We start from the raw sequence: 24,609 nt of genomic DNA on the forward strand, positions 1-24,609 counted from the left end.
CCTCTCGCCGGTATATATAACGGGATGTAGCTCAGCTTGGTAGAGCACCTGGTTTGGGACCAGGGGGTCGCATGTTCAAATCGTGTCATCCCGATCTTTGGAAAGCACTATCTTAACGGATAGTGCTTTTTGCTGTTCTATAATACATTTTATACTGAAAGAAACCATTGTCGAATCCCAGCTAACTGTTTTGCATAAAGCTTGATACATTAGGTCACAATAGGTTTAAAAAGGGATTGAAGGGGTTTATGTGAGCAGGCTCAACTTCAGAAAACAGTTCAAGAAGCGCTGGCGGCGATGGAGAAGAACGTTGTGGATGGCCGGTGCGATCATAGCGATTACGATATTAGCATACCGTGGTTTAACTATATCTGCTGCGGTAGAGCGCCTATTAACAACGAATTTCGGGGAAGCTGTGAGTGTTATGGGCCCAGTCCAGCAGGGCACCCGAACCGAGCAGGAGATTGAGACGCTTGTAAACCAGCTCAAGACGGAGAGAACAAAGTTAATCCGTGTTGTTTTGCAAACTGAATATATCTGCGGTGTGGAGACAGAACAATTAGGGAGAATGGATATACCTCAGTTAAAAGTATTACTTGTTCAACATCCAGAGTGGGAGGCTGAAGTCACCTCAACGGATATGCTGCAGCTGAAGCAGCGTGTAGATGACCTCTCACCGATTTGCAAACAGCAGGCATACATCAGCATTGATGCTGCCGGAAATCTTAATTTGTACGAGGGGAAGCCAGCGGAAGAGAACGTTATTCGTACGTTTTTTCAGCTGGATGTAGGTACGCTGGAGAGTTCACTGCCTGATGGCGTTTTAGAGCAATTGCAAGAAGGGATTCGTGTTCAGGATAAGGATGAGTATGACAGTGTTATTTCTACATTCAGTGATTTTGCTGTGGATGAAAAGCATCGACTGCTGCGAAATGGCGGTTAACGTTGAGTTGATAAGTCAAGCGCGGAAGCTGAATATGTGATAACTCAAATAACTTTGACGAAAGGACATCATCAGATGTCCTTTTTGTCGTGCTCTAGGCAGACCTGCAAAATGTAAAACATTTTGCAGAATACAAACGAAAAACAGCAAGTATTAGCATAGTTAAAGTTTTTCCTGCCGTGTGGCTTATCTTTTGTTATAATGAAATGAACGATACATATGTTCGCTTTTGTAAGGGAGAGATGGTTTTGCGTTTTTTGGGGATTGACCCGGGGATTGCGATTGTGGGTTTCGGGTTTGTGGATAAAATCGGGAACAAGGTTGTGCCCGTGCAATATGGATGTATCCAGACAGAGGCTCATACTCCTGATGAGGAGCGGCTTCTCCACGTATATGAGGGCATGGTGCAGCTGATCGATAAATATAAACCGGACGCGGTAGCACTGGAGAAGCTTTTTTTTAACCGGAACGTCACTACAGCAATGTCTGTCAGCCAGGCCAGAGGGGTCATGGTGCTTGCTGCTGCCCAGAAGGGGCTGCCGATTGCAGAATATACTCCGATGCAGATCAAACAGGCCATTGTGGGTTATGGCAAGGCGGAGAAGAAACAGGTGCAGGAGATGGTGAAAATGTTCCTTCGCCTTCAGGTTGTGCCCAAACCGGATGACGTGGCAGATGCGCTGGCTGTTGCCGTGTGTCATGCACATTCTTATACATTAAATTCCAAGTTGAATGAGGTATTGCGAAAATGATTGATTTTCTAAGAGGACAGTTCATACATGTTGAGAGTGATTATATTGTTCTGGATGTTCATGGCGTAGGTTATCGTGTATTCTGTCCAAATCCCTATGCGTTTGCGAAACAAGAAGGCGAAATAACGGTCTATACCCATCATCATGTTCGTGAGGACGCAATGCTGCTATTTGGTTTCGTAACGCGAGAGGAGCAGCGCTTGTTTCGCAAGCTGATTGAAGTATCAGGCATTGGACCGAAAGTGGCCTTGGGCATTCTTGCGGGGGGCACGCCAGATCATGTAGTCACCGCGATCTATCAGGAGAACTTGACGTTCTTGACAAAGCTGCCAGGCATCGGCAAGAAAACAGCGCAGCGCATGATTCTGGATCTGAAAGACAAGCTGGATGATTTCGGTACGGCAGCGTACGAGACAGGATTGTTCGCACCGCCATCTGAAGAGGTTGGAAGCGAATCTGCATGGGATGAGGCTCGCGAAGGCCTGAAGGCACTTGGATACACGGATAGTGAATTGGATAAGGTATGGCTGAAACTGAAAAAAGATGTGACTACGGCGGATTCTGTGGATGTGCTGATGAAGCGTGCGCTGCAGATGTTATTTACCGGATAAAATATTTTTCGTAGTATAATAGAGTTGCAGCCTGCAAGAAAAGGGTGAGAAACGTATGGATGAACGGATTATATCCGCGAACCTGATGATGGAGGACCAGAACGTTGAATTAAGTCTTCGTCCCCGTTATTTGAATGAATACATCGGGCAGAACCAGGTGAAGGAAAATCTTAAAATATATATTGAAGCGGCTAAATTACGAAATGAAGCATTGGATCATGTGCTGTTATACGGTCCTCCGGGACTTGGTAAAACAACACTTGCTAATATCATTGCCAACGAACTTGGCGTAAACCTCAGAACAACTTCAGGTCCGGCGATCGAACGTCCAGGTGATCTGGCTGCGCTGCTGACTAATCTGCAAGAGGGAGATGTCTTGTTTATTGACGAGATTCATCGCCTGCATCGTACGGTTGAAGAGGTTATGTATCCCGCGATGGAGGATTCGGCGTTAGATATTATGATTGGCAAGGGTCCTAGTGCACGTTCTGTTCGTCTGGATTTGCCGCCATTTACGTTGATTGGTGCGACTACGCGCGCGGGGTTATTATCTGCTCCTCTTCGTGATCGGTTTGGCGTTATTAGCCGTCTGGAATTCTATACAGTTGATGAGCTGGCATACATCGTATCACGCTCTACTGAAATTTTAGGTGTAGAGATTGTCGGCGATGCCGCAGAAGAGATCGCTCTGCGGTCACGCGGGACACCACGTATTGCTAACCGTTTATTGAAACGTGTACGTGATTTTGCACAGGTGCGTGGTGACGGTATTATTACACAGTCACTGGCAGAAGAGGCATTGCAGCGTTTACAGATTGATCCACGTGGTCTGGATGAAATTGATCATAAGATGCTTAAATCAATGATCCACAGTTTTCGCGGAGGGCCAGTCGGGCTGGACACCATTGCGGCTACGATTGGGGAGGAGTCTCAGACCATTGAGGATGTATACGAACCTTATCTGCTGCAGATCGGTATGATTCAAAGGACACCGAGAGGCAGAGTTGTAACGGACCTTGCCTATCATCATCTGGGCTTGCCTGTTCCTCCTAGAGATGGCAAGTAAGGATAAGCATTATCTGTGGGGAGATGTGGATCAGAGGATAGCGCCAATTCCTAGTTACACAATGGGATGAGACGAACCGATATAAACGAAAGACATGTATAGAGAGGAGCCTGAAGGTGGGAAAAGCAATACGTACGAGAAAGTGGAGTCGTCGATTGAAAGTACTGGCGGCTGCTCTAATGACAGCAGGATTTTTGCAACTGCCTGCATATGCTGATGGCAATGATGTGCAGTTGATCAGGGTAGCTCTGTTTGCCAATTTAGGGAGCACATATAAATCAACAACCCCACTTATCACGCTTGAAGCGAGCGGACAGTGGGGCCTTCAGTCGGAAAGAGGCACCAACATGACGATCCCATCCGGGCAAGCACGATTCAGTGCAGATGGATTTCGCGTAAAAGTGCTGGAAACGACTGATTTCAAAACAGCCGCTACGGCTGCAAAGCTGCTTCAGGCGACCGCAGATAAACCGTTATTATTCACGGCATCCTTCAATGGCAAAACACTTTATCAGCTGTATACGGGAAATTATGGAACGGCAGCACTGGCAGGACAAGCCGTTGCAAGAGTACAAAAAACAGCTGCAGCTCAATTGGCAGGCCAGAAACCTGTTGTAACAGGCAGCGAACGTTTGCAAGCAGGCAGCTACAACTCTCTTCAGGAAGCTGAGGCGGCGCAGGCGAGTTTGATGTCAGCAGGTTTTACAGCTTACCCTGTGCTTCAACTGGACGGAAGCCAGGCATATACAGTTTGGGTTGGCGAAGCTGCATCTGCAGCAGAGTTATCCTCATTAAAGCAGCGTATCGAAACGAGTACAGCCGGTGTTAACCTTTCCCCTGCAGGTGACAGTGGCGGGCTCATTATTCGTCAGGATGCGGGATTGAGTACAGACAAGCTGATAACTGCTCCGCATTATACGATCGCAGGCAAAGACGCTAAAGTGCTTGTGCAAGGAACAGGCAACGGCATAAAAGTTGTGGAGCGCTCACAACGAACCTATCGCGGGGATATGGAGATCAGCATCGTTAACGGAGATTTGGCTTTGGTTAACGTTGTAGCACTAGAGCAGTACTTGTATTCGGTTGTGGGTGCCGAGGTCTACTCTTCCTGGCCAGCCGAAGCACTGAAAGTGCAAGCGGTCGCTGCTCGTTCCTATGCGCTGCAGCAAGGGGAGCGTTTCAAAATTGCCAATGTTGTGGATACCACACTGAGTCAGGCATATAACGGAATGACTTCAGAGAACGATAAAGTAACGAGCGCTGTAGATGCCACTGCCGGAGAAGTTGTTAAAAGCGGAGGCAAAATTGTAGAAGCCGTATTTTCCTCCAATGCGGGTGGTCAAACGGCCCATCCTTCCGAGGTATGGAATGGTGGCGCAGGGGTCTTCACTAATGTGGAGAGTCGAGGTGATCAATCTGCCCAAGCTGGACTTCAATCCTGGTATCATGTTCTTTTGAGTTCAGGCGTGAGCGGATATATTCGTGAGGACAACGTAAAACAACTAACAACAAAGACAGAAGCGGGTCTTTCCAAAGTAACCGTAACGGCTCAAAATACGAATGTAAGACCTATCCCACTGATCCAATCCAATGTTGAACCAGTAGCCAAAATTAATCCTGGAACAGAGGTCGTTGTATTGGCTAAAGTGGCTCAATCCAATGATTATGCATGGGTAAGGGGACCATTTACCTCGGCACAGCTGCTCAAGACACTGCAAGGTAAAACGACAACGGCCCTGCCTTCCTCCATCTCAACACTGGAAGTAAGCAAGCGTGGTCCATCCGGGCGAGCCCTTGAAGTTACAGCCAACGGGCAACCGTTGACGGTCAAATATGCGGATACATATCGCTCTGCATTAGGTGGATTACCGAGCACTTTATTTGATATTGCTGGAACCGGAAGTTATACTGTACTAGGCGCTGACGGTAATAAAGTTAGCAAAACGGGATCACAGGGGGCTGCTGTGTTATCTGCCTCAGGCACTGGAACCTCTTCGAGCAATGCCTTGGTTGTGATGAGTGCAGATGGTCAAGCGAGAGCTGTAACACAGGGGCAGACTTTTATGTTTATCGGTCAAGGTAACGGCCATGGGCTCGGATTATCCCAATGGGGAGCCAAGGGGATGGCTGATGAAGGGTATGATTACCAGACAATATTGAAACACTATTATCAAAATGCGACGATTGTCAAAGAATGAAACTATATGATGTTAGCGAAATGAAATAAACAATAGGGTCTTAGGTCAATAATGAATTGAAAGAATATGAATGTGTTAAGGAATGAGTAGAACATGAATGTGGACTTATATGATTTTGAATTACCAGAGGAACTAATTGCACAGACACCATTGCTGGATCGCACCGCTTCTCGTTTGCTTACTTTGAACAAAGAGACGGGTGAAGTTGCACACCACCATTTTCCTCACATTCTCAACGTGCTGGAGCCGGGAGATACACTGATTCTGAATGATACCCGTGTATTGCCTGCCCGCCTGTTTGGTACCAAAGAAGATACAGGTGCCAAAGCCGAGGTGCTGCTCCTCAAAAATGTGGAAGGTGACAAGTGGGAGGCACTGGTCAAGCCAGGTAAAAAGCTGAGAGATGGCGCGGTCATCGTGTTTAGTGATGAGCTCAAGGCCGTGATTAATGAAGTCGGTGAAATGGGGGCGCGTACGCTAACATTTGAGTATAACGGCATCTTCCAGGAGATTTTGGATCGTCTGGGCGAAATGCCGCTGCCGCCATATATCAAAGAAACGCTTGATGATCGTGAGCGTTATCAAACGGTATACGCGAAACACGAAGGTTCCGCTGCTGCACCGACTGCAGGGCTTCATTTTACCGATGAGCTGCTCGATCAGATTCGCGCCAAAGGTGTGAATATCGGCTTTATAACGCTGCATGTCGGGTTAGGTACCTTCAGACCGATGTCTGTTGATGTGGTTGAGGATCATGTGATGCATGAGGAGTATTACTCTTTATCTCAGGAGACGGCGGATCTGATTAACCAAACCAAAGAACGTGGTAATAAAGTATTTGCAGTGGGTACAACCAGTTGCAGAACATTGGAGACCGTGGGAAGTAAATTTGAAGATGGTGTGCTGCAGGAGAGCAGCGGCTGGACGAGCATCTTTATCTATCCAGGGTATTCCTTCAAGGTTATTGACGGGATGCTTACTAACTTCCATCTGCCAAAGTCAACACTGGTCATGCTTGTTAGTGCGCTGGCGGGTCGTGAAAACATAATGCATGCTTATGCTGAAGCGATCAAGGAGCGATACCGTTTCTTCAGCTTTGGCGATGCAATGCTGATTTATTAATAAACGATTAACTTTTAGAGGATGATTATAACCAATGGCAGCAATTACGTACGAACATATCAAAACGTGTAAACAATCCGGTGCACGTCTGGGGCGTGTGCATACCCCTCATGGCGTTATTGAGACACCAACCTTCATGCCGGTAGGCACGCAGGCAACGGTAAAAACGATGAGCCCTGAAGAGCTGAAAGAGATGGATGCTCAGATTATATTGAGTAATACGTATCACTTGTTCCTCAGACCAGGGCATGAAATTATCCGTCAGGCTGGCGGTTTGCATAAGTTTATGAACTGGGACCGTCCTATTTTGACGGACAGCGGCGGGTTCCAAGTTTTTTCTCTTAGTGAAATGCGTAAAATTACGGAAGAAGGCGTACACTTCCGCTCCCATCTGAACGGAGACAAAAAGTTCCTTTCCCCGGAAGTCGCTATGGAAATTCAAAATGCACTGGGATCGGATATTATGATGGCGTTTGATGAATGCCCTCCATATCCGGCTGAGTATGAATACGTGAAAAAGTCACTTGAAAGAACAAGCCGCTGGGCAGAGCGTTGTCTTGAAAGTCATGCTCGTCCGCACGATCAAGGCCTGTTTGCAATCGTACAGGGAGGCATGCATGAAGATCTGCGCCGTCAAAGCGCGGCTGATTTGACTTCCATGGATTTCCCGGGGTATGCTATTGGTGGACTGAGTGTTGGAGAACCGAAACATTTGATGTATGGTGTATTGGATTATACAGTGCCTTTGCTGCCTGCCAATAAACCACGTTATTTGATGGGGGTAGGTTCACCCGATGCATTGATTGAGGGATCAATTCGTGGAGTGGACATGTTTGACTGCGTGCTGCCAACCCGAATTGCCCGTAACGGAACAACGATGACAAGTCAGGGACGTCTGGTCGTGCGCAATGCCAAGTTTGCAACGGATTTCGGGCCGCTTGATCCGGAATGTGATTGCTACACTTGTCGCAACTATTCCAGAGCTTACTTGCGTCATCTGATTAAAGCAGATGAAACATTTGGTTTGCGTCTTACAACGATTCATAATCTTCATTTCCTACAGAATTTGATGCGGAATGTGCGCAAAGCCATAATGGAAGATCGTTTGCTTGATTTCCGGGATGAATTTTTCGATCAATATGGTCTGCATGACAATGACAAAGGTTTCTGATTGAGGTTTTTGCGGAGCCGATGCAACAAGCAATATCTGTACGTATAGTTGATAAGGGGGAGTTTGCATGTTTCAGACAATGACTGCTCAAGCTACAAATGCAGGTGGTGGAATTTTTTCGTTGATCGTACCTTTGGTGCTGATGGTCGCGATTTTCTACTTCCTGATGATCCGTCCACAGAACAAAAAGCAAAAACAACGTAATGCAATGTTGAGCCAGTTGAAAAAGGGCGACAAAATCGTAACGATTGGCGGCCTTCATGGTACAATTGCGGAAATTACAGACGATGTGGTTGTATTGCGTGTTAACGATGTAACCAAGCTTACATTTGACCGCAACGCTATCAGCAGTGCTGTAAGCCGTGAAACGGCTCAATAATTTTATACATGATGAGAATATGCCTGGCATATTCCCGAACAGAGAATCGGATCTGAGCAGATCCGGTTCTCTTTTTGTATTCTCAGGAAGAACGATGAGTGTTTACACCGAAAATACCTCCGAACGCGGCGAGCACAAAAGCGCTGAGCAGCTGCAGGCTGTCCTTCCAGTTGAAGGAAGCATCAAGTGCAAGGAAGCCGATGAGCAGCACGAGAAGTCCGTATACGATGCCTGTAAGCCCCCCGTAGTACCATCCTTTCTCGCCCGACCGTTTGCCCGCAATGAAACCGCCAATGATCAGAGACAAGCCATGAACAACGTAGGTATAAGTAGAGAGGTCCTGTTCTCGCATGCCGCTCATCCACAGGAAGAAGGAAAGAATTAAAGCACCGATAAACATCCAGACAAAAGCATGACAGAGGCCAGACAGAATTGGATTGGACATCCGAAATGAGAACAAGCGGCGAATCAATTGCATGAAGCAACCCCCTTGTACAAGTTTGAAATTAATACAGTGTATGGTCAAGCCTACGTACTTATGAGCCGATTTCCATTAAATAAACGGATTATTTCTGCATGAGCCTGTCAGGTTCAGGTCAAAATAGGGATTGCACTTCCGCTGTCTGTCCAAATGCTGAGATTCGAAGGAGGTTCCTGTTATGAATTTCACTGAAGTTGGCCCGCATATCTTCCGAACGATCCTCATGTATTTTCTGGTTTATTGCGCGATTCGTATTATGGGTAAACGGGAGATCGGCAAGCTGTCGATGTTTGATCTGGTTGTATCGATCATGCTCGCGGAGATGGCTGCTTTTGTCATAGAAGATATCAAAAAACCGCTCTCCCATGGCATAGCTCCGATGCTGACTGTTATTGTTATGCAGGTTGGCATGGCTTACCTTGGATTGAAGAGCCGCAGGCTGCGTCTGATGATTGATGGAAAACCTACCGTTATTATCTCCAAAGGCAAGCTTCATCGGGATGAAATGAAAAAGCAGCGTTACAATCTGGATGACCTGCTGCAGCAGCTACGGGAACAAAACATAGACAGCATAGAAGATGTGGATTTTGCTTTGCTGGAGACAACGGGCAAGCTGACGGTATTTCCTAAGGATCATAGTGCAGGTAATAGGAGTGCTTCCTCCGGTTCCGGTTCAGGTAATTCATCTATCGACAAAAAAGGCAGCGTCAAATTAAAAGGTTTCCCCAACATCAAATATGAAGGGCTGCCGGTTCCACTCATTATGGATGGCAAGGTTCAGGATGACAATCTGGAGATGATCGAGAAAACACGCTTCTGGTTGAAAAATCAAATCCAACAAAAGGGCATTATGGATTTCAAGGATGTATTTATATGCTCCATCGACCATAACGGTAAAATATATATCAGCCCTCGTGAAGATAAGAAGTGAATCTATTTTCCAGAGCGGCGTTTGAACCATGAACCAATGAGCGGGGTACGTGATAAATCATGGAAATCAATCATTTTGGTCATACCCATGATGAGTAAATACACAATTAAACCCGCAGCCGGGGCTAGAATCATGCGTAACCAAAAAGGTAACATGGCTGCTGTGTGCTCGTAAACGAGCAAGGTCGCTGCACCCATAATGAACATGCCGGCTCCTGTTTTAACCCAATCCAGCAGCTTGAAGCGAAAATTCAAAAGAATGCGAACACTGCGTGCATGTAATAAGGTTACCACCATAGAATTGATGCAGATTGAAATGACCGCACCGAAAATACCGTATTCGGGCTGTGAAGCCAGCATCAGAATTAACGAAATTTTGATAACAGCACCGATAAACGTATTTAACAATGCTTTGCCTGGGCGATCGAGCGCCTGTAATGCAGCCTGGAGCGGAGCTTGAATGTAGATAAATAATGCAAACGGAGCCATCAGCTTCAGCATGCTTCCAATCGATGCATCATTATAAAGCACCAGACACATCGGTTCGGCAAGCACATACATAAAGACGGAAAACGGTGCACCGGTGACGAGCGCAAGCCGCAGAGCCTGATGCATTCTTTTATGGATGAGCGCGCGATCCCCCCGGGCAGAAGCTTCTGACAGAGAAGGGACCAGAGAGGTTGCGAGAGAAGAGGTCAATGCCCCAGGCAGCAAGAGCAGCGGTATGACCATACCTTGTAATGCACCGTATTGAGCAGTAGCGAGTCCTTTGGCAATTCCGGCAATGGCAAGACTCTGGGCTGTTACAATGGTCTCCGCGAGATAGGATAATGAGCCGACCAGACGCCCGGCAGTAACGGGAACGGATATAGCAAGCAGTCGCCGGATCAGGCCCCCCTGAGAGGTTTCTTTTTCTGCGGGCTGCTCCGTGCGATTTTTCGATAAAGGCAGTTCCTTTCTAGCCCTTGCATAGTTCCATAACAGGACAAGCATACCACCCAGTTCACCGACCATAGCGCCCAGCATGGCCCCCGCGGCTGCATGTTCAATCCCGTGAGGCAGCAGCAGCCATGCAAACCAGATGACACAAATAATACGGATGATGGTTTCCACAATGGATGACACGGCTGTAGGCATCATATTTTGTTTGCCCTGGAAGTACCCCCGGTACACTGCTGAAACGGCAATAATCGCAATCATAGGGCTCATGCTTACAAACGTATGATATACCCGTTCGTCCGTGAGTACATATTGAGTGATCCACGGGGCAAACACGATGCATAGAAACATAAAAACGACACCAAGCGTGAGTGTAAAGCTCAGGCTGATCTGCAAAATACGCTGGGGCGAATAACGGTTAGCACCCGTTTCGGCTTCTGCGACAAGCTTGGCTACAGCTAAAGGAATACCGCCGGTAATCAGCGTGACCAGCACGATAAAGAAGGGATAGCTCAGTTGATAGATGCCAACACCCTCTGCACCGATGACCCGTGGCAGTGCAATGCGCGGAATGAAGCCGAGAATGCGGTTGATTATACCTGCCGCGAGCAGGATCATGGCTCCCTGAATAAATGTCTGTTTCTTCAAAACTACCCCTCTCTCCCGGTTGAAGGTACAGGTTATCCTCATTGAAGGTACAGGTTATCCTCATTGAAGGTACAGGTTATCCTCATTAATGGGACAAAGCCGTTGTATTTCATCCTATGCAGGGGTTTTATCATCTCATGACAACTTGCACACGATTAACAAAAAGAACCATTACCAGCAAGAAGGAATATGATCGGGTGAAGTCGAATGATGTAGTATCGATGCCGCAGAGAGGCTTGGATGTAAGAAGGGAGGCTCCCCACTTGGAAGAAATGAATGATGTGGAGTTGGAAGAGTCCATAGAGATACTTTGCCAAAGCAAGGCAGAGGAATTAAGGCTTGTCGGTTACCAATATGTCACCAGCAAAGATGTCTGGAATTGCGTCAGTCATAAATACGAAAAACAGGGCATTCCACCGCTTCACCAACTGGTGAACGACATATTGTCACTGAAAGCAACAAGCTTTATGAACTTTATGACCGTGTCTGCATACCGGGGGTCCTCTTTCTAAACGAAAGGGATCTTTTTTGTTGAAAATTGACTGCTTTTTACGGCATCGCTATAATAGGAATATTGAGAACGAAAGGGGATCTAGGAACGGCATGAAAAGAATTATCAGTTTCATTCTGGTCGTGCTTGTCACCACAGGGGTTATGGTGGGTACAAGTCCGGAGCTGCTCAAAAATATACGCTTGGGCCTTGATTTAAAAGGAGGCTACGAGATCTTATATGAAGCAGAGCCGCTCGAAGCAGGGCAGCAAGTCAGCAAAGCCTCCTTGGTGCAAACAGCCAAAAGCCTCGAAAGCCGTGCCAATGCGCTCGGAACCAGTGAGCCGGAAGTAACTACGGAGGGAACCAACCGTATTCGGTTGAAACTGGCAGGAGTTACGGATGAGGCCGAGGTTAGAGCCAAAATGAAAGAACCCGCTGTTCTGACCTTCCGGAGTAAAGCAGAGAATGACAAGGAAGGCGAATACTCCAAAATTGAGCTTCGCGGTAATGAATTTGTCGAAAATGCAGCTAAGGTTGTGTTCACTCAACTGAATCAGCCCATGATTGACATTAAAGTGAAGGACAAGGCCAAGTTTTCTGAAATTACAAAACGTCTGATTGGCAAGCCACTTGCGATTTATCTTGATGATCAGCTGCTCTCTGCGCCAACTGTTCAACAGCAGCTGACGGACGGATCTGCCCAAATCTCGGGTAGTTATACCCGTGAAGAAGCGAACCAGCTGCGTGATACCATTAACCTGGGTGCACTGCCTTTGAAACTTACCGAGAAGTACTCCCAAAGCGTTGGAGCGACCCTTGGTAAATTGTCTCTGGATCAAACGATCAAAGCCGGTTTGATTGGCTCTGTTATCATTCTTGTCTTTATGATTGGGCTGTACCGCGTACCAGGTATCATTGCGAGCTTTGCTTTGATTACTCACACATGGTTAGTGCTTGCGATCTTCTATCTCGGTGAATTTGTGCTTACCCTTCCGGGTATTGCAGCCTTCATCCTTGGTATAGGTATGGCGGTCGATGCAAATATCATTACGTACGAACGGATCAAGGAAGAGATGCGAAGCGGCAAATCCATCCTTTCGTCTGTTAAAGCCGGAGGTAAACATTCCTTCCGTACAATTATCGACTCCAATATCACAACGATTATTGCAGCGGCTGTAATGTTCTTCCTGGGTACTGGCGCGGTTAAAGGTTTTGCACTCGTACTGATTTTTGACATTGTGACCAGTATTATCACGAATATTTTCTTCTCCCGCTTCCTGTTAGTCCTGCTTGTACGGGGTAACGTGCTCAAGAAGCCTAAGTATTTCGGAGTGAAGGAGAGTGAAATTCGTGCGCTTTAATTGGAATTATGACTACGTTAAAGGCAGTAAGATAGCCTATACATTCTCAATTATTTTGACAATAGCAGGGATTGTAAGTTTATTGGCACTAGGTTTGAACTACGCGGTTGATTTCAAATCAGGCTCCAATGTGGATATCACAGTATCCAAAGCAATTACATCGGAGCAGATTGATCCGATTATCAAGGATATGGGTGTCAAGGAGGGGGATGTGCACATCACACCTGGCGCTGATCGGGTCAACGTTCGTTTCTCGAATGTTCTGGATGAAAAACAGGAAAGCAAGTTCAAGCAGGAGTTCAGCAAGCTGGATTCATCGGCATCTTACGAGGTGAATACAGTTGATCCTGAAATGGCCAAGGAATTGGAACGCAATGCAATCTATGCGGTGCTTATAGCAAGTATCGGGATTATGATTTATGTTGCGATCCGCTTTGAATGGCGCTTTGCGCTGGCTGCTGTCGTTTCTATATTCCATGATGCTTTTGTGGTCATTAGTGTATTCTCTATCTTCCGTCTTGAAGTGAATCTGACATTCATTACGGCTGTGCTTACCATCGTGGGATTCTCGATCAATGATACCATCGTTATATTTGACCGGATTCGTGAAAATCTTCGTTTTGCTAAAAAATCAACAAAAGCTGATCTTCGCGAAGTCGTAAATCATAGCTTGGCTCAAACGATGACTCGTTCCTTGAACACAACGTTCACCGTCTTTATCGCCTCACTTTGCTTGTTTATTTTCGGTGGTGAGTCCATTCGTATGTTCTCGCTTGCAATGGTGATCGGAACATTCTTTGGAGCTTATTCTTCGATCTTCATTGCAGCTCCGTTATGGTTTACACTGAAAAGCAAACAGGTCAATAAGCCAAAAACAGCGGCGAAAGCTTCTAACTAAACATCGAAATGTAAAGCCGCGTCTGCCAGGCGCGGTTTTGCAGCGTTAAGTACAGAATTAAAGGGGGAATACACATGACAAGAGAACCTGGCCCGTCTGCACATGCGGCGACATGGAGCGGGATCGTCGGAAATATGGCACTTGCCGTCATTAAAACAGGAGCAGGTTACATGGCCAACAGCAAATCTTTGCTGGCAGACGGCCTGTATTCTGCTTCAGAAGCTGCCTCTTCCCTGGTCAGTCTGTTCCCCTCGAAATCTGTAAAGTCCAAGGACAAGGTGCAAAGGGAGCGTCTCAAAGAGCATGCACGTGCCGCACGGCCTGGCATGACTGTTCTGTTAGCGGTGTTAATCCTGATGGGAGGCCTGCAATTGGCAATATCCGCATTGGGAACTCTATCCAGCGATGAAATTGAGGCACCCGGCAGGTCTGTGCTTCTGATTGCTGTTGCAGCGTTGGCGGTAAAAGAAGCCATTTTTCAATTTCAATATCGGGTGTTTCGCAAACGAAATCAGTCTCAAGCGATGTCATATGCGCTTCAGCATCGTCGAGCACTATATTGTTCACTAATCGTTCTCATTGGAATTATCGGCTCTATGGCGGGGGAAGAGACCGGATTAAATCTGCTGCTATATCTTGATCCGATTACCGCTATACTTGCTTTTGGCTTCATTTTCTATAAAGGATACCGAATGATTGTAGATACGGTGTATGGCTCACTTGTTCAGGAACTGGAGCAGGAGGATGCAACGGACTTCAAGGAAACGGTTCAACGGGTATACGGCATTATTACAATTGAACATTTGATTGCACGGGAGCAGGAGCATGACGTTACCATAGAACTGGTGATTAGTGTGAATCCCAGAATCTCTATTCTGGAGGCGCAAGAGATCGCGAATAGAGCAAAGACGTTATTGTTAACAAGATTCAGCCATGTCAAAGAAGTCCAGGTGCAGGCTGTGCCTTATGACCCTGGATATCCTTATAAATCCAATCATGAACTGCCGGATCATGAAGCGACATTAATTCAGTAGTGGCGCGGGTTACGCAGATCAGGAAAGGAGCGTTATCATTGCTTTATTCGCAATATCGGTGGAACACACCACATATTAATCTGGAGGCGGCTGCGGGACTTTCGCAGGCGCTTTCCGTGTCACCTCTGGTGGGACGTTTGCTTGTCAGCCGAGGTGTGCACACTGAACAAGAGGCAGAACGATTTCTGCATCCTGATCTGAATCAGATGCATGATCCATATCTGCTGCTGGGTATGCAAGAGGCTATTCCTCGGATCAAGCTTGCCTTGGAGCGAGAAGAACATATTTTAATATATGGGGATTATGACGCTGACGGGGTATCCAGTACCTCGCTGATGATTCATCTCATGCGTCATTTGGGAGCCTCATACGATATCTATATCCCACATCGTTCCAACGAAGGTTATGGACTCCATAACCATGCCTTGGACTGGGCTCATCAGCAAGGGGTCACTTTGATTATTACCGTCGATACCGGCATCAGTGCTGTAGAACAGATTGCCTATGCTTCTACACTTGGCATCGAGGTGATTGTAACGGATCACCATGAACCCCCTGAAGTGTTGCCGGAGGCCTACGCTTTAATTAATCCCAAGCTGCCGGATTGTCCTTATCCTTTCAAAGGCCTGGCGGGGGCGGGGGTGGCTCTGAAGGTTGCTCAGGCGCTCATCGGTGAAGTACCTGGTGAATGGATGGAGATCGCTGCAATTGGCACAGTAGCCGATTTGATGCCGCTGGAAGGCGAGAATCGGGTGATTGTCAGTTACGGTGTGGAATCCATGCGAGGTTCGAAATTGCCGGGGGTTAGTGCTTTGCTGGAGATCAGCGGTGTGGACCAAAGCCAGGTGACTTCTGTTAATATTGCTTTTGCCATGGCTCCGCGCATTAATGCCAGCGGTCGTCTGGATCATGCCGGAAGAGCCGTATCCCTGCTTACGACTGAGAATCTGGATGAGGCACATACACTTGCGGGACAGCTTGATCTGTTGAATCGCGAGCGACAGCAGGTCGTAGAGGGCATACTACAGGAAGCGACAGCACAGCTGGAGCAGAAAATCGAGTCGCGTTCAGGATCGGTGCCGGATGTGATCGTACTGGCTGGTGAGGGCTGGAATGTTGGTGTGGTAGGCATCGTTGCTTCCAAATTACTGGAGAGATATTACCGACCGACGTTGATTCTTGGCATTGATCCCGAGAGTGGGGTTTGCAAAGGCTCCGCTCGTTCGATCGATGGCCTGGATATCTATGAGGCACTTACAGCGAACAAACAGTATATGGACCACTATGGCGGGCACCCTGCGGCAGCGGGAATGACACTTCATCGAGATCAATTGCAGCAGCTGGAGACAGGCTTGAATGAATATGCAGCAGCTGTATTGACGGAGGAGGACTTTGTACCTCAGCGGTTGGCTGATGATGAATGCACAATTCGTGACGTTCCAATCAAGGTGATCCAGGAGATCGACCGTTTGCAGCCGTTTGGTATGAGCAATCCATCGCCGCGTTTTGTATTTCGAAATGTAACTGTCAAAGAAACACGGACGATGGGGCGGGATAAACGCCATCTGAAACTGGTGCTGGAGCAAGAAGGACAGCAGCTGGAAACTGTTGCTTTTGGCAAGGGAGCCTTGGCTGAATTCCTCACCCCGGGTTCTGTCATTGATGTGATGGGCGAATTGTCCATTAATGAGTGGAATGGCATGAGGAAGCCACAGCTGATGCTGCAGGACATCCATGTTCCTCATGCTCAGGTATTTGATATGCGCGGGCATGCTGATCCGTTACATGCAATGAAACACTTCCTGAGCGCCCTGGACGTACATCTGCGTTATAAGGCAGGTTCAATTGGGGCAATTGTTCGTAAGGAAACGAATGTTTCTGAGGGAAATTCATTGTATGAACCGTGCCTTTGGGTATATGATAGAAAGGTCGGGCTATTTCCGTGTAATGCTGCTGCAGAGCAGTATGGACAGGAACAAGTGCGAACGTTATTTGTGTTTGATACGCCGGAAACTCCGGAACAACTTGATGCAATGCTGGCTCTGTTCAGCGGAGCTGAGAATATCATCCTTCTGCACGGATCAGGCAACCGCCTGGATCGCCTTCAGATGCCTTCCAGAGAGCTGTTCAAGCGTATTTATATGCTGGTGTTCAAATGGAAAGCGGAACCCGTGGTGGAACAAGAAATTATTCCTGTGCTCAGCCGTCAGTGCGGCTGTTCTCCGCGTATGATTACGATGATGCTGAATGTTTTCGAAGAGCTGTCCTTTATTACACGAAAGGATGGAATGATTACGGTCGCGGACAATCCGCCGAAACGTGATCTGACTTCAGCACGTCACTATCAGGCGCTGGAGCATATGGCCGAGACGGAACAGGTGATGCTGGATGCATCGACACCTCAGCTGACACAATGGATGATATCCCGGATGAAGGGCGTATCTTAGATGGAAGTTTGTGTATTTATTTTAGGAGGAGATTATTTTGGATTTTAAAGAGTATATTCGTGTCATTCCTGACTTTCCACAACCGGGAATCAGCTTCAAGGACATCACCACGTTGTTGAAAGATGGAGAAATGTACCGCAATGCAATCAATGAATTGAAACAGATGGTGGCTGACCTCAAAATTGATGTTATTGCTGGACCTGAAGCACGTGGTTTTGTTGTGGGCGCCCCACTCGCATACGCTCTTGGTGTTGGATTTGCTCCAATTCGCAAAAGTGGAAAATTGCCTGGAGCGACCATTGAAGCAGGGTATGATCTCGAATATGGCAAGGATACACTTGCAATGCATACAGATGCAATTGAAAAAGGACAAAATGTTCTGATTGCAGATGATCTGCTCGCAACGGGTGGAACGATTGCAACTTCCATCAATTTGATTGAGCAGCTCGGTGGCAATGTGGTCGGTGCTGCATTCCTGATTGAGCTGAACGATCTGAATGGCAGAGCAAAGCTGCCTGAAAACATGAACGTGTTCACGTTAATGAACTACTAAAAGCGCAAATCCCGTGTGATTGTGGATGGCTGTGAGCCAATGAAGTTTAACTTCCACGTTTCCCGGGAAATAATATACAGCATTAATGATTGGCAAAAAGCCTGTTTCTTCCAAGCAATAGATGGGAGAGACAGGCTTTTTAGTTCTTTTTTGAAAATCATACGTTCTGAGGTTGAGATGAGCTTGCATGAATCTGTATTCGAATAGTTCTTTGTTTAAGCGTTCTGTACTCAGTCAGGCGTTTTTTCGATGACAGGCTGCTTCTGGGTCTCTTCGTTTAACAGACCGAGCACTTCGAACAGCTTGAACAGGAGGCTGAGAAGCATTCCGGCAATTGTAGCCAGCGCCATACCCTTCAAATGTACACCATAGAAGGAAATTTCCGTACCGCTGAGTCCAATGACCAGTACAAGTGTAGTCAGGATCAGGTTTGTTGGTTTGGCAAAATCGACTTTTTGTTCAACCAGAATACGCAGACCAGACGCCGCAATAACTCCGAACAGGAGCAAGGAGACACCACCCATAACAGGTACAGGAATGTTCGCAACCAGTGCCGAGAATGTACCCGAGAAAGAGAGCAGGATGGCAATGACAGCAGCGCCGCCAATGACATAGATCGAGTAAACACGAGTCAGCGCCATAACACCGATGTTCTCACCATACGTTGTATTCGGTGTTGATCCGACGAAGCCTGAAAGAATCGTAGATACACCGTTACCCAGCAACGAGCGATGCAGCCCAGGGTCTTTGGACAAATCTTTACCCACGATGCTGCTTGTTACAAGTAAATGTCCAATATGCTCTACAATAACAACGAGGGCTACGGGTAGAATTGTGAGAATTACGGACCAGTCAAATGTAGGTGTGGTTATCGTTGGAAGAGAGAGGAAGTCGGCGTCAGCAATTTTGCTTGTTTTAACAAAGCCCATAGAATATCCAAGAATATAACCGACCACGATACCGATCAGGATGTGAATAATTTTGGGGAATCCGCGGAACGTTACAGCTCCGATCACAGTGACTCCCAAGGTGACCATGGATAAAATAATCGGTTTGGCTTGAGGCAACCAGCCAGGGTTGTTCACAGGGTCGGAATTAATCAAACCTGCCATGCCGGCAGCAACGGGCACAAGCTCGAGACCGATCAAGGCAACGATTGCACCCATTACGGCAGGAGGGAATACTACGTTGATCCAGCCGGTGCCTGCATATTTAATAATGAGGGCTATGATACAAAATACGATGCCTGTTACGATGAATGCTCCGAGTGCCATGGAATATCCGTTCTCAGGATGTGCTTTTAATACGACCATTACAGGAGCAATAAAAGCGAAGCTTGATCCGAGGTATGCCGGGATTTTTCCTTTACACATCAGGATGTAGAGCAGCGTACCAATTCCGTTCATTAACAGGATCATGCTGGGGTCTACCCCAAAAAGGTTAGGTACGAGTACCGTACTGCCAAACATGGCAAACAAATGCTGCAGGCTCAATAATGAGCCAGGGCCAAACGCCATCTTCTGATCAACTTGAATTTCGCGTTGCAAAGAATCTCATCTCCTTTTCCGATACACAAACTTTCAATAGATTACAGATTTTCGTGCAAATAATCAATAACATTTTTCAGGATTGGCTTGTAAAACATTCGTTTTTTCAGAATTCCCTTCTATTTCAGCAAATAACGGCAATAATGTTTACCAACTGGACAGTTAAAAAAATTGGATAAACGCTCTTATTCGTCACTAGTTGACGGGAAACGGGCGAAGCGTCATAATTATAGGAAATTACTTTTACGGGGAACCTGTGTTGATGTATTGTCACGGGTTCCATTTTGTATAGAAAGGACACGGAACAGATCAGAATGGGCATAGAGCAATTACTCGAGAAGGCCGGGGCATATATCAAAGAACCCGATTTGGTGCGCATACGAGAGGCTTACGAATTTGCTGATCAGGCCCACCACGGACAGACACGAAAATCGGGAGAACCGTATATTCTGCATCCGCTTGCGGTTGCCGATATTGTTGTGAACATGCAGATGGACACCATCTCCATTATTGCAGCGCTTCTTCATGATGTAGTCGAGGACACTACGGTGTCGCTTGAAGAGATCCGCAGTCATTTCGGCAATACGTGCGCCATGCTTGTTGACGGCTTGACGAAGCTGGAACGAATCCAGTTCCGCTCCAAGGAAGAACAGCAGAACGAGAACTACCGCAAAATGTTCATCGCCATGGCGCAGGACATCCGTGTCATTGTGATCAAATTGGCTGACCGTCTGCATAATATGAGGACCCTCAAGTTTCAGTCGGAAGAGAGTCAGCGCCGAATCTCGTATGAGACGCTGGAGATTTTCTGTCCGATTGCCAACCGTTTGGGGATCTCTGCAATCAAATGGGAAATGGAGGACATCGCCCTCCGTTATTTGAATCCGCAGCAATACTACCGTATCGCGAATCTGATGCACAAGAAACGTGCAGAACGTGAGCAATATATAGACACGGTGATGGACGGCATTACGAGCAAACTTGAAGAAATGGGCATTCAGGCAGATCTGTCAGGGCGTCCGAAGCATATCTACAGTGTGTTCAAAAAAATGACGACAAAAAACAAGCAGTTTAACGAGATTTATGATCTGCTTGCCATTCGTATTATTGTGGATAATATCAAGGATTGTTATGCTACGCTGGGTATTATCCACACGTTATGGAAGCCTATGCCTGGGCGATTCAAGGACTATATTGCCATGCCCAAGGCGAATATGTATCAGTCTTTGCATACAACTGTTGTGGGACCGAATGGTGAGCCGACCGAGGTACAGATTCGCACTTGGGATATGCACCGTACCGCCGAGTTTGGTATTGCGGCGCACTGGGCCTACAAAGAAGGAACGGCAACAGGTCCTCAGTTTGAAGACAAGATTACCTTTTTCCGGGAAATTCTCGAATTGCAAAATGAAGCGCAGGATGCTTCCGAATTTGTGGAATCACTCAAAATGGATTTCTTCTCTGATCTGGTATTTGTATTTACGCCAAAAGGTGAAGTCATTGAATTGCCAAGCGGTTCTGTACCGCTCGACTTTGCTTACCGCATTCATACCGAGGTTGGTAATCGGACGATTGGGGCCAAGGTCAATGGCCGTATTGTGCCACTGGATTACCACCTCAAAACGGGTGACATTATCGAAATTCTCACCTCCAAGCATTCCTATGGTCCTAGCCAGGACTGGTTGAAAATCGCGAAGTCTTCTCATGCTCGGGCCAAGATCAAGCAGTGGTTCAAGAAGGAGCGCCGTGAGGAAAACGTGGAAAAGGGCCGGGAAAGCTGTGAGCGTGAGCTGAAGCGTATGGGACTTGATCCGTCTGCGTGGATGACGGATGACAAGCTGATGGAAGCGGCCAAAAAATTTGCGTTTAACGATATTGATGATATGCTCGCAGCAGTAGGTTTCGGTGGAATTACTGCAGCGCAGATTGTTACCAAAGCAACGGAAAAACTCCGCAAGGAACAGGAAGAATCCAGCTTGCTGGAATTGAATTCCGAGATGCGTGAGTTGAAGCCTGCCCCAGAACGTAGAAACAGACCTACGAACGGTATCCGTGTCAAAGGCATTGATAACCTGCTGGTTCGTTTCGCACGGTGCTGTAACCCGGTTCCCGGGGATGACATTATTGGTTATGTTACACGTGGGCGCGGCGTATCGGTTCACCGCAGTGACTGTCCGAATATTCCTTCAAGCGCGGATGGGGAAGAGGCAGCACGGGTGATCGAAGTCGAGTGGGAGGAAAATATCGAATCCAGCTACAGTGTCGATATTGAGATTACCGGCCATGATCGCAATGGACTGCTCAATGAGGTGCTTCAGGCTGTTTCGGAAAGTAAAACAAGCATATCAGCCGTCACCGGACGGACCGATAAAAATAAATTGGCATTGGTGCACGTCACCATTCTGATTCGCAATACAGACCATCTGCATTCCGTAGTTGAACGAATCAAACGGGTGAAGGACGTTTATTCTGTGCACCGGATTATGCAGTAAGGAGTCTGTACGATGAGAGTGCTGGTACAACGCTGTAAAGAGGCTCAGGTTACGGTAGGGGATGAATTGACAGGCAGAATTGAATCCGGTTTGATGCTGCTTGTGGGCATTACTCATGAGGATACCGAGAAAGATGCAATATATCTTGCAGACAAAATAAGCGGGCTTCGCATCTTTGAGGATGAGCAGGAGAAAATGAATCTCAGTTTGCTCGATGTAGGCGGGGCAGTTTTGTCTGTTTCACAGTTCACGCTGTATGGGGATTGCCGCAAGGGCAAACGTCCAAGCTTTGCTGCAGCAGCCCGTCCTGAAGCGGCTGAGCGGTTATATGAGACATTTAATCAACTGCTGCGGGATAAAGGGATTCAGGTGGAGACCGGACGTTTTGGAGCGATGATGGACGTTACATTTACGAACTGGGGCCCGGTTACCCTGATGGTGGAAAGTCCTTTGCGAGACTGAACTTGCGCATAATTGCGCAGTGAAGAGGCCATAATGAGAGAGAAGTAAACATTGGTATCCCATTGTAGGTATCTTTGTTGACCAAAGGAGTTTCTCTTATTATGCGCCAATCTGCAAAAGTAACCAAGACACGGATCGAGCCACTGCTAATCCCTGGCAATCTGGCTGAGTCACTTCACCTTGCCCGCTCTGCGGCAGCTCATGTGACCACGATGTGGATGCTGCAAACCTCAGATAAAGACCACCAGGAGTATCATCCACGACCATAAGGTATGCATTTAACAAAACAGGTATGATCAAAGCCCCGATTGCTTGGCAATCCGGGGCTTTTTGCTGTGATCATTCTGGTCTTCACCTTACCGGATGCGAGCTGCAAACTATAAACTCAATTCCAAATGTATGGATTGTTATAAAAGCTGCTGCTTGGGGTAATAACAAAACGAGGCACCCAAACGTGCCAAAGGATAAAATCATTTTCTCCAAGTTTGATCACATTCGAATACGGAAAGGAGACCATAGATCATGAGTAAAGTTGCTTTTTTGCTTGCGAATGAGTTTGAGGATTCAGAAATGAAGGTTCCGTACGATGAGGTGAAGAAGGCGGGACATGAGGTGCATATTATCGGATTAAAAGCCGGTGAAACACTTCAAGGCAAGGGAGGCAAAGCTTCCTACACAACGGACAAAGCGATCTCGGAGGTTCATGCGTCAGATTATGATGCCGTCGTTATTCCAGGTGGCTCATCGCCGGAAAATCTGCGAACAGACGCAAACATCCTGAAGTTTGTTACAGAAATCAATGCAGCCAAGAAACCCATCGCAGCAATCTGCCACGGTCCGCAAATCTTGGCCAGCGCAGATTTGCTCAAGGGACGAACCATTACATCCTATCCGCCATTGAAGGATGACATGGTAAACGCAGGTGCCGAGTTCAAGGACCATGAAGCTGTTGTGGATGGAAATTACATTACATCCCGTACACCTGAGGATGAGCCGGCATTTGTTCGTGAATTGATGAAAGTAATATAAGCGACCTCAAAAGGTTAAATTTTAAAAATTTATGGCATTCTAATTGATATATTTCATTCCACAAAGGAAAAAAATATTAATTTATAGTGGGAGGGTTTGACATGGCAAAACATATTCAGGCGTATTTTCGAACCGAAGATGAGGCAGAGGGTGCAAGAACTTCACTATTAACGTTCCATACCGAGCAGCTTGAGGTAGGTCAACTGGATGCTGCCATTGGCAGGGATACACGAGTTATGGTTCCGCTGGTTCCTTATAATACGGCTGGTGGTGTAGGCACGAATGGTGCAATGGGCGTAGGAGCAGCTCCCGGGGTTCCAGCTAGTGAAAATGTAATTCCAGTTGTCACTGATATCAATCGTGACGCTGAACGTGATCCTCGCAACAGAGTGAACGAGGACGGAGATATGCTGGATGCTGCAGATGTAACTTCGGCCGATCATGATGACCTGCATTATGTTCTGTCTGCCAAAGTCAGGGATGAAGACTATGATGCAATCGTTCATAAGCTTCGCTCCAACCATGCCTATGTGGAAAAATTGGATTAACCTGTGAATACAAGCTGGCCCTTACGCTGCCCTGTCACTTATTGACGGGAAGGCGTAAGGGCCTTTTTGTTATACGCGACGACAATCCAGTACTCTGCAAATTTGATGACAGATTAGCAAATTTATTGTGGAATAATCCATAATTAAAGCGCTATCATTTTTGTAATACTCCTGTAACATTAGTAACACAAGCCTTTAACAATGTGCGTTTATAATAACACACATGACCCCCTTTTTTTATATATCCTTTGGACCTGCACACCGTGTGCAGGTTATTTTTTTTCTATCTTGATATGTTAACCCTTGACTTTAGTACTGCGGTTCATTACAATCAGAAAATAATACGTTGACTATAGTCAACTAAAGTCGTTTTTTGAAACCTATGACTGATTTGATGACGGGACCAAGTACTCCGTGCCCACATGACCAGAGAGGAATCCCAAGGCTGTAAGGATTCTCTTGATGAGCGGACGAATGACTTCCCCGAGAACAGACGGCGAACAAG

Annotated in this window: 23 protein-coding genes and 1 tRNA gene; 21 read left to right on the top strand and 3 right to left on the bottom strand. The window is 46.9% G+C overall.

Annotated elements, in window-relative coordinates; all coding sequences use genetic code 11:
* The first annotated feature begins 20 nt into the window (after nucleotides 1–20).
* The 9 genes from HNR77_RS14835 (at nucleotide 21) to yajC (ending at nucleotide 8,242) form a co-directional block, all read left to right on the top strand.
* Nucleotides 21–94 (top strand) — tRNA-Pro (locus HNR77_RS14835).
* Nucleotides 95–250: 156 nt separating this feature from the next.
* Nucleotides 251–943 carry a BofC C-terminal domain-containing protein gene (locus HNR77_RS30645; RefSeq protein ID WP_184185663.1) on the top strand — a complete coding sequence of 231 codons (693 nt, stop codon included), beginning with the start codon at nucleotides 251–253 and terminating at the stop codon, nucleotides 941–943.
* Between the two features lie 248 nt (nucleotides 944–1,191).
* Nucleotides 1,192–1,695: a crossover junction endodeoxyribonuclease RuvC gene (ruvC, locus tag HNR77_RS14845; RefSeq protein ID WP_184185666.1), complete on the top strand. Its 504-nt coding sequence runs from the start codon at nucleotides 1,192–1,194 to the stop codon at nucleotides 1,693–1,695.
* Complete coding sequence (gene ruvA / locus HNR77_RS14850; protein ID WP_184185670.1) at nucleotides 1,692–2,306, top strand: Holliday junction branch migration protein RuvA; 615 nt, start codon at nucleotides 1,692–1,694, stop codon at nucleotides 2,304–2,306. Before ruvC ends, ruvA begins: the two co-directional genes overlap by 4 nt.
* Before the next feature lie 55 nt (nucleotides 2,307–2,361).
* Nucleotides 2,362–3,372 carry a Holliday junction branch migration DNA helicase RuvB gene (ruvB, locus tag HNR77_RS14855; protein WP_184185673.1) on the top strand — a complete coding sequence of 337 codons (1,011 nt, stop codon included), beginning with the start codon at nucleotides 2,362–2,364 and terminating at the stop codon, nucleotides 3,370–3,372.
* A gap of 116 nt (nucleotides 3,373–3,488) precedes the next feature.
* Nucleotides 3,489–5,570, top strand: coding sequence for a SpoIID/LytB domain-containing protein (locus HNR77_RS14860; protein ID WP_184185676.1), 2,082 nt, complete (start codon nucleotides 3,489–3,491; stop codon nucleotides 5,568–5,570).
* Between the two features lie 93 nt (nucleotides 5,571–5,663).
* Nucleotides 5,664–6,692, top strand: coding sequence for a tRNA preQ1(34) S-adenosylmethionine ribosyltransferase-isomerase QueA (queA, locus tag HNR77_RS14865; RefSeq protein ID WP_184185679.1), 1,029 nt, complete (start codon nucleotides 5,664–5,666; stop codon nucleotides 6,690–6,692).
* A 34-nt stretch (nucleotides 6,693–6,726) separates the two neighbouring features.
* Complete coding sequence (gene tgt, locus HNR77_RS14870; RefSeq protein WP_111268450.1) at nucleotides 6,727–7,863, top strand: tRNA guanosine(34) transglycosylase Tgt; 1,137 nt, start codon at nucleotides 6,727–6,729, stop codon at nucleotides 7,861–7,863.
* A 67-nt stretch (nucleotides 7,864–7,930) separates the two neighbouring features.
* Nucleotides 7,931–8,242 carry a preprotein translocase subunit YajC gene (gene yajC / locus HNR77_RS14875; protein WP_184185682.1) on the top strand — a complete coding sequence of 104 codons (312 nt, stop codon included), beginning with the start codon at nucleotides 7,931–7,933 and terminating at the stop codon, nucleotides 8,240–8,242.
* An 82-nt stretch (nucleotides 8,243–8,324) separates the two neighbouring features.
* On the opposite strand, the gene HNR77_RS14880 is transcribed toward yajC, so the two are convergent.
* Nucleotides 8,325–8,720, bottom strand: a complete 396-nt coding sequence (locus HNR77_RS14880; protein WP_145406682.1) for a TIGR04086 family membrane protein — start codon at nucleotides 8,718–8,720, stop codon at nucleotides 8,325–8,327.
* 181 nt (nucleotides 8,721–8,901) lie between these two features.
* On the opposite strand from HNR77_RS14880, the gene HNR77_RS14885 reads away from it, so the two are divergent.
* Nucleotides 8,902–9,654: a YetF domain-containing protein gene (locus tag HNR77_RS14885; RefSeq protein ID WP_184185685.1), complete on the top strand. Its 753-nt coding sequence runs from the start codon at nucleotides 8,902–8,904 to the stop codon at nucleotides 9,652–9,654.
* A 2-nt stretch (nucleotides 9,655–9,656) separates the two neighbouring features.
* Here the strand turns inward: HNR77_RS14885 and spoVB are convergent, their stop codons facing one another.
* The gene (spoVB, locus tag HNR77_RS14890; RefSeq protein ID WP_184185688.1) at nucleotides 9,657–11,240 is read right to left on the bottom strand and encodes a stage V sporulation protein B; all 1,584 of its coding nucleotides are present in this window, start codon (nucleotides 11,238–11,240) and stop codon (nucleotides 9,657–9,659) included.
* A gap of 272 nt (nucleotides 11,241–11,512) precedes the next feature.
* Here spoVB and HNR77_RS14895 point away from each other — a divergent pair, with 272 nt between their 5' ends.
* The 6 genes from HNR77_RS14895 to HNR77_RS14920 all read left to right on the top strand — a co-directional run bounded on the left by HNR77_RS14895 (nucleotide 11,513) and on the right by HNR77_RS14920 (nucleotide 18,026).
* Entirely contained in the window at nucleotides 11,513–11,752 is a 240-nt protein-coding gene (locus tag HNR77_RS14895; protein WP_253299432.1) for a post-transcriptional regulator, read from the top strand.
* A 91-nt stretch (nucleotides 11,753–11,843) separates the two neighbouring features.
* Complete coding sequence (gene secD / locus HNR77_RS14900) at nucleotides 11,844–13,094, top strand: protein translocase subunit SecD (RefSeq protein ID WP_184185691.1); 1,251 nt, start codon at nucleotides 11,844–11,846, stop codon at nucleotides 13,092–13,094.
* Nucleotides 13,084–13,992 (top strand): protein translocase subunit SecF, encoded by a 909-nt coding sequence (gene secF / locus HNR77_RS14905; RefSeq protein WP_184185695.1) that lies wholly within the window; start codon nucleotides 13,084–13,086, stop codon nucleotides 13,990–13,992. Before secD ends, secF begins: the two co-directional genes overlap by 11 nt.
* 74 nt (nucleotides 13,993–14,066) lie before the next feature.
* Nucleotides 14,067–15,026 (top strand): cation diffusion facilitator family transporter, encoded by a 960-nt coding sequence (locus HNR77_RS14910; protein ID WP_184185697.1) that lies wholly within the window; start codon nucleotides 14,067–14,069, stop codon nucleotides 15,024–15,026.
* Between the two features lie 38 nt (nucleotides 15,027–15,064).
* Entirely contained in the window at nucleotides 15,065–17,473 is a 2,409-nt protein-coding gene (gene recJ / locus HNR77_RS14915; RefSeq protein ID WP_184185700.1) for a single-stranded-DNA-specific exonuclease RecJ, read from the top strand.
* Nucleotides 17,474–17,510: 37 nt separating this feature from the next.
* Nucleotides 17,511–18,026, top strand: a complete 516-nt coding sequence (locus tag HNR77_RS14920; protein WP_111270161.1) for an adenine phosphoribosyltransferase — start codon at nucleotides 17,511–17,513, stop codon at nucleotides 18,024–18,026.
* 230 nt (nucleotides 18,027–18,256) lie between these two features.
* On the opposite strand, the gene uraA is transcribed toward HNR77_RS14920, so the two are convergent.
* Entirely contained in the window at nucleotides 18,257–19,573 is a 1,317-nt protein-coding gene (uraA, locus tag HNR77_RS14925) for a uracil permease (protein WP_184185703.1), read from the bottom strand.
* 314 nt (nucleotides 19,574–19,887) lie between these two features.
* Here uraA and HNR77_RS14930 point away from each other — a divergent pair, with 314 nt between their 5' ends.
* The 5 genes from HNR77_RS14930 (at nucleotide 19,888) to HNR77_RS14950 (ending at nucleotide 24,104) form a co-directional block, all read left to right on the top strand.
* The gene (locus tag HNR77_RS14930) at nucleotides 19,888–22,065 is read left to right on the top strand and encodes a RelA/SpoT family protein (RefSeq protein WP_184186042.1); all 2,178 of its coding nucleotides are present in this window, start codon (nucleotides 19,888–19,890) and stop codon (nucleotides 22,063–22,065) included.
* Between the two features lie 12 nt (nucleotides 22,066–22,077).
* Nucleotides 22,078–22,527, top strand: coding sequence for a D-aminoacyl-tRNA deacylase (gene dtd / locus HNR77_RS14935; protein WP_184185707.1), 450 nt, complete (start codon nucleotides 22,078–22,080; stop codon nucleotides 22,525–22,527).
* Between the two features lie 101 nt (nucleotides 22,528–22,628).
* Entirely contained in the window at nucleotides 22,629–22,796 is a 168-nt protein-coding gene (locus HNR77_RS14940; RefSeq protein ID WP_184185710.1) for a hypothetical protein, read from the top strand.
* 253 nt (nucleotides 22,797–23,049) lie between these two features.
* Nucleotides 23,050–23,556 (top strand): type 1 glutamine amidotransferase domain-containing protein, encoded by a 507-nt coding sequence (locus tag HNR77_RS14945; RefSeq protein WP_145406691.1) that lies wholly within the window; start codon nucleotides 23,050–23,052, stop codon nucleotides 23,554–23,556.
* Nucleotides 23,557–23,657: 101 nt separating this feature from the next.
* On the top strand, nucleotides 23,658–24,104 hold the full coding sequence (locus tag HNR77_RS14950; RefSeq protein WP_184185713.1) for a hypothetical protein: 447 nt from the start codon (nucleotides 23,658–23,660) through the stop codon (nucleotides 24,102–24,104).
* Nucleotides 24,105–24,609 lie beyond the last annotated feature (505 nt).

Source organism: Paenibacillus sp. JGP012 (assembly GCF_014203995.1).
Taxonomy (GTDB): Bacteria; Bacillota; Bacilli; order Paenibacillales; family Paenibacillaceae; genus Paenibacillus; species Paenibacillus silvae.

What these genes read in the sequence shown, in the direction of transcription:
- dtd (WP_184185707.1), top strand. Translation starts at nt 22,078, where the DNA reads ATGAGAGTGCTGGTACAACGCTGTAAAGAGGCTCAGGTTACGGTAGGG.
- HNR77_RS14895 (WP_253299432.1), top strand. Translation starts at nt 11,513, where the DNA reads ATGAATGATGTGGAGTTGGAAGAGTCCATAGAGATACTTTGCCAAAGC.
- yajC (WP_184185682.1), top strand. Translation starts at nt 7,931, where the DNA reads ATGTTTCAGACAATGACTGCTCAAGCTACAAATGCAGGTGGTGGAATT.
- tgt (WP_111268450.1), top strand. Translation starts at nt 6,727, where the DNA reads ATGGCAGCAATTACGTACGAACATATCAAAACGTGTAAACAATCCGGT.
- HNR77_RS14910 (WP_184185697.1), top strand. Translation starts at nt 14,067, where the DNA reads ATGACAAGAGAACCTGGCCCGTCTGCACATGCGGCGACATGGAGCGGG.
- HNR77_RS14885 (WP_184185685.1), top strand. Translation starts at nt 8,902, where the DNA reads ATGAATTTCACTGAAGTTGGCCCGCATATCTTCCGAACGATCCTCATG.
- HNR77_RS14950 (WP_184185713.1), top strand. Translation starts at nt 23,658, where the DNA reads ATGGCAAAACATATTCAGGCGTATTTTCGAACCGAAGATGAGGCAGAG.
- ruvA (WP_184185670.1), top strand. Translation starts at nt 1,692, where the DNA reads ATGATTGATTTTCTAAGAGGACAGTTCATACATGTTGAGAGTGATTAT.
- HNR77_RS14945 (WP_145406691.1), top strand. Translation starts at nt 23,050, where the DNA reads ATGAGTAAAGTTGCTTTTTTGCTTGCGAATGAGTTTGAGGATTCAGAA.
- ruvB (WP_184185673.1), top strand. Translation starts at nt 2,362, where the DNA reads ATGGATGAACGGATTATATCCGCGAACCTGATGATGGAGGACCAGAAC.
- secD (WP_184185691.1), top strand. Translation starts at nt 11,844, where the DNA reads ATGAAAAGAATTATCAGTTTCATTCTGGTCGTGCTTGTCACCACAGGG.
- queA (WP_184185679.1), top strand. Translation starts at nt 5,664, where the DNA reads ATGAATGTGGACTTATATGATTTTGAATTACCAGAGGAACTAATTGCA.
- HNR77_RS14930 (WP_184186042.1), top strand. Translation starts at nt 19,888, where the DNA reads ATGGGCATAGAGCAATTACTCGAGAAGGCCGGGGCATATATCAAAGAA.
- HNR77_RS14880 (WP_145406682.1), bottom strand. Translation starts at nt 8,720, where the DNA reads ATGCAATTGATTCGCCGCTTGTTCTCATTTCGGATGTCCAATCCAATT.
- HNR77_RS14940 (WP_184185710.1), top strand. Translation starts at nt 22,629, where the DNA reads ATGCGCCAATCTGCAAAAGTAACCAAGACACGGATCGAGCCACTGCTA.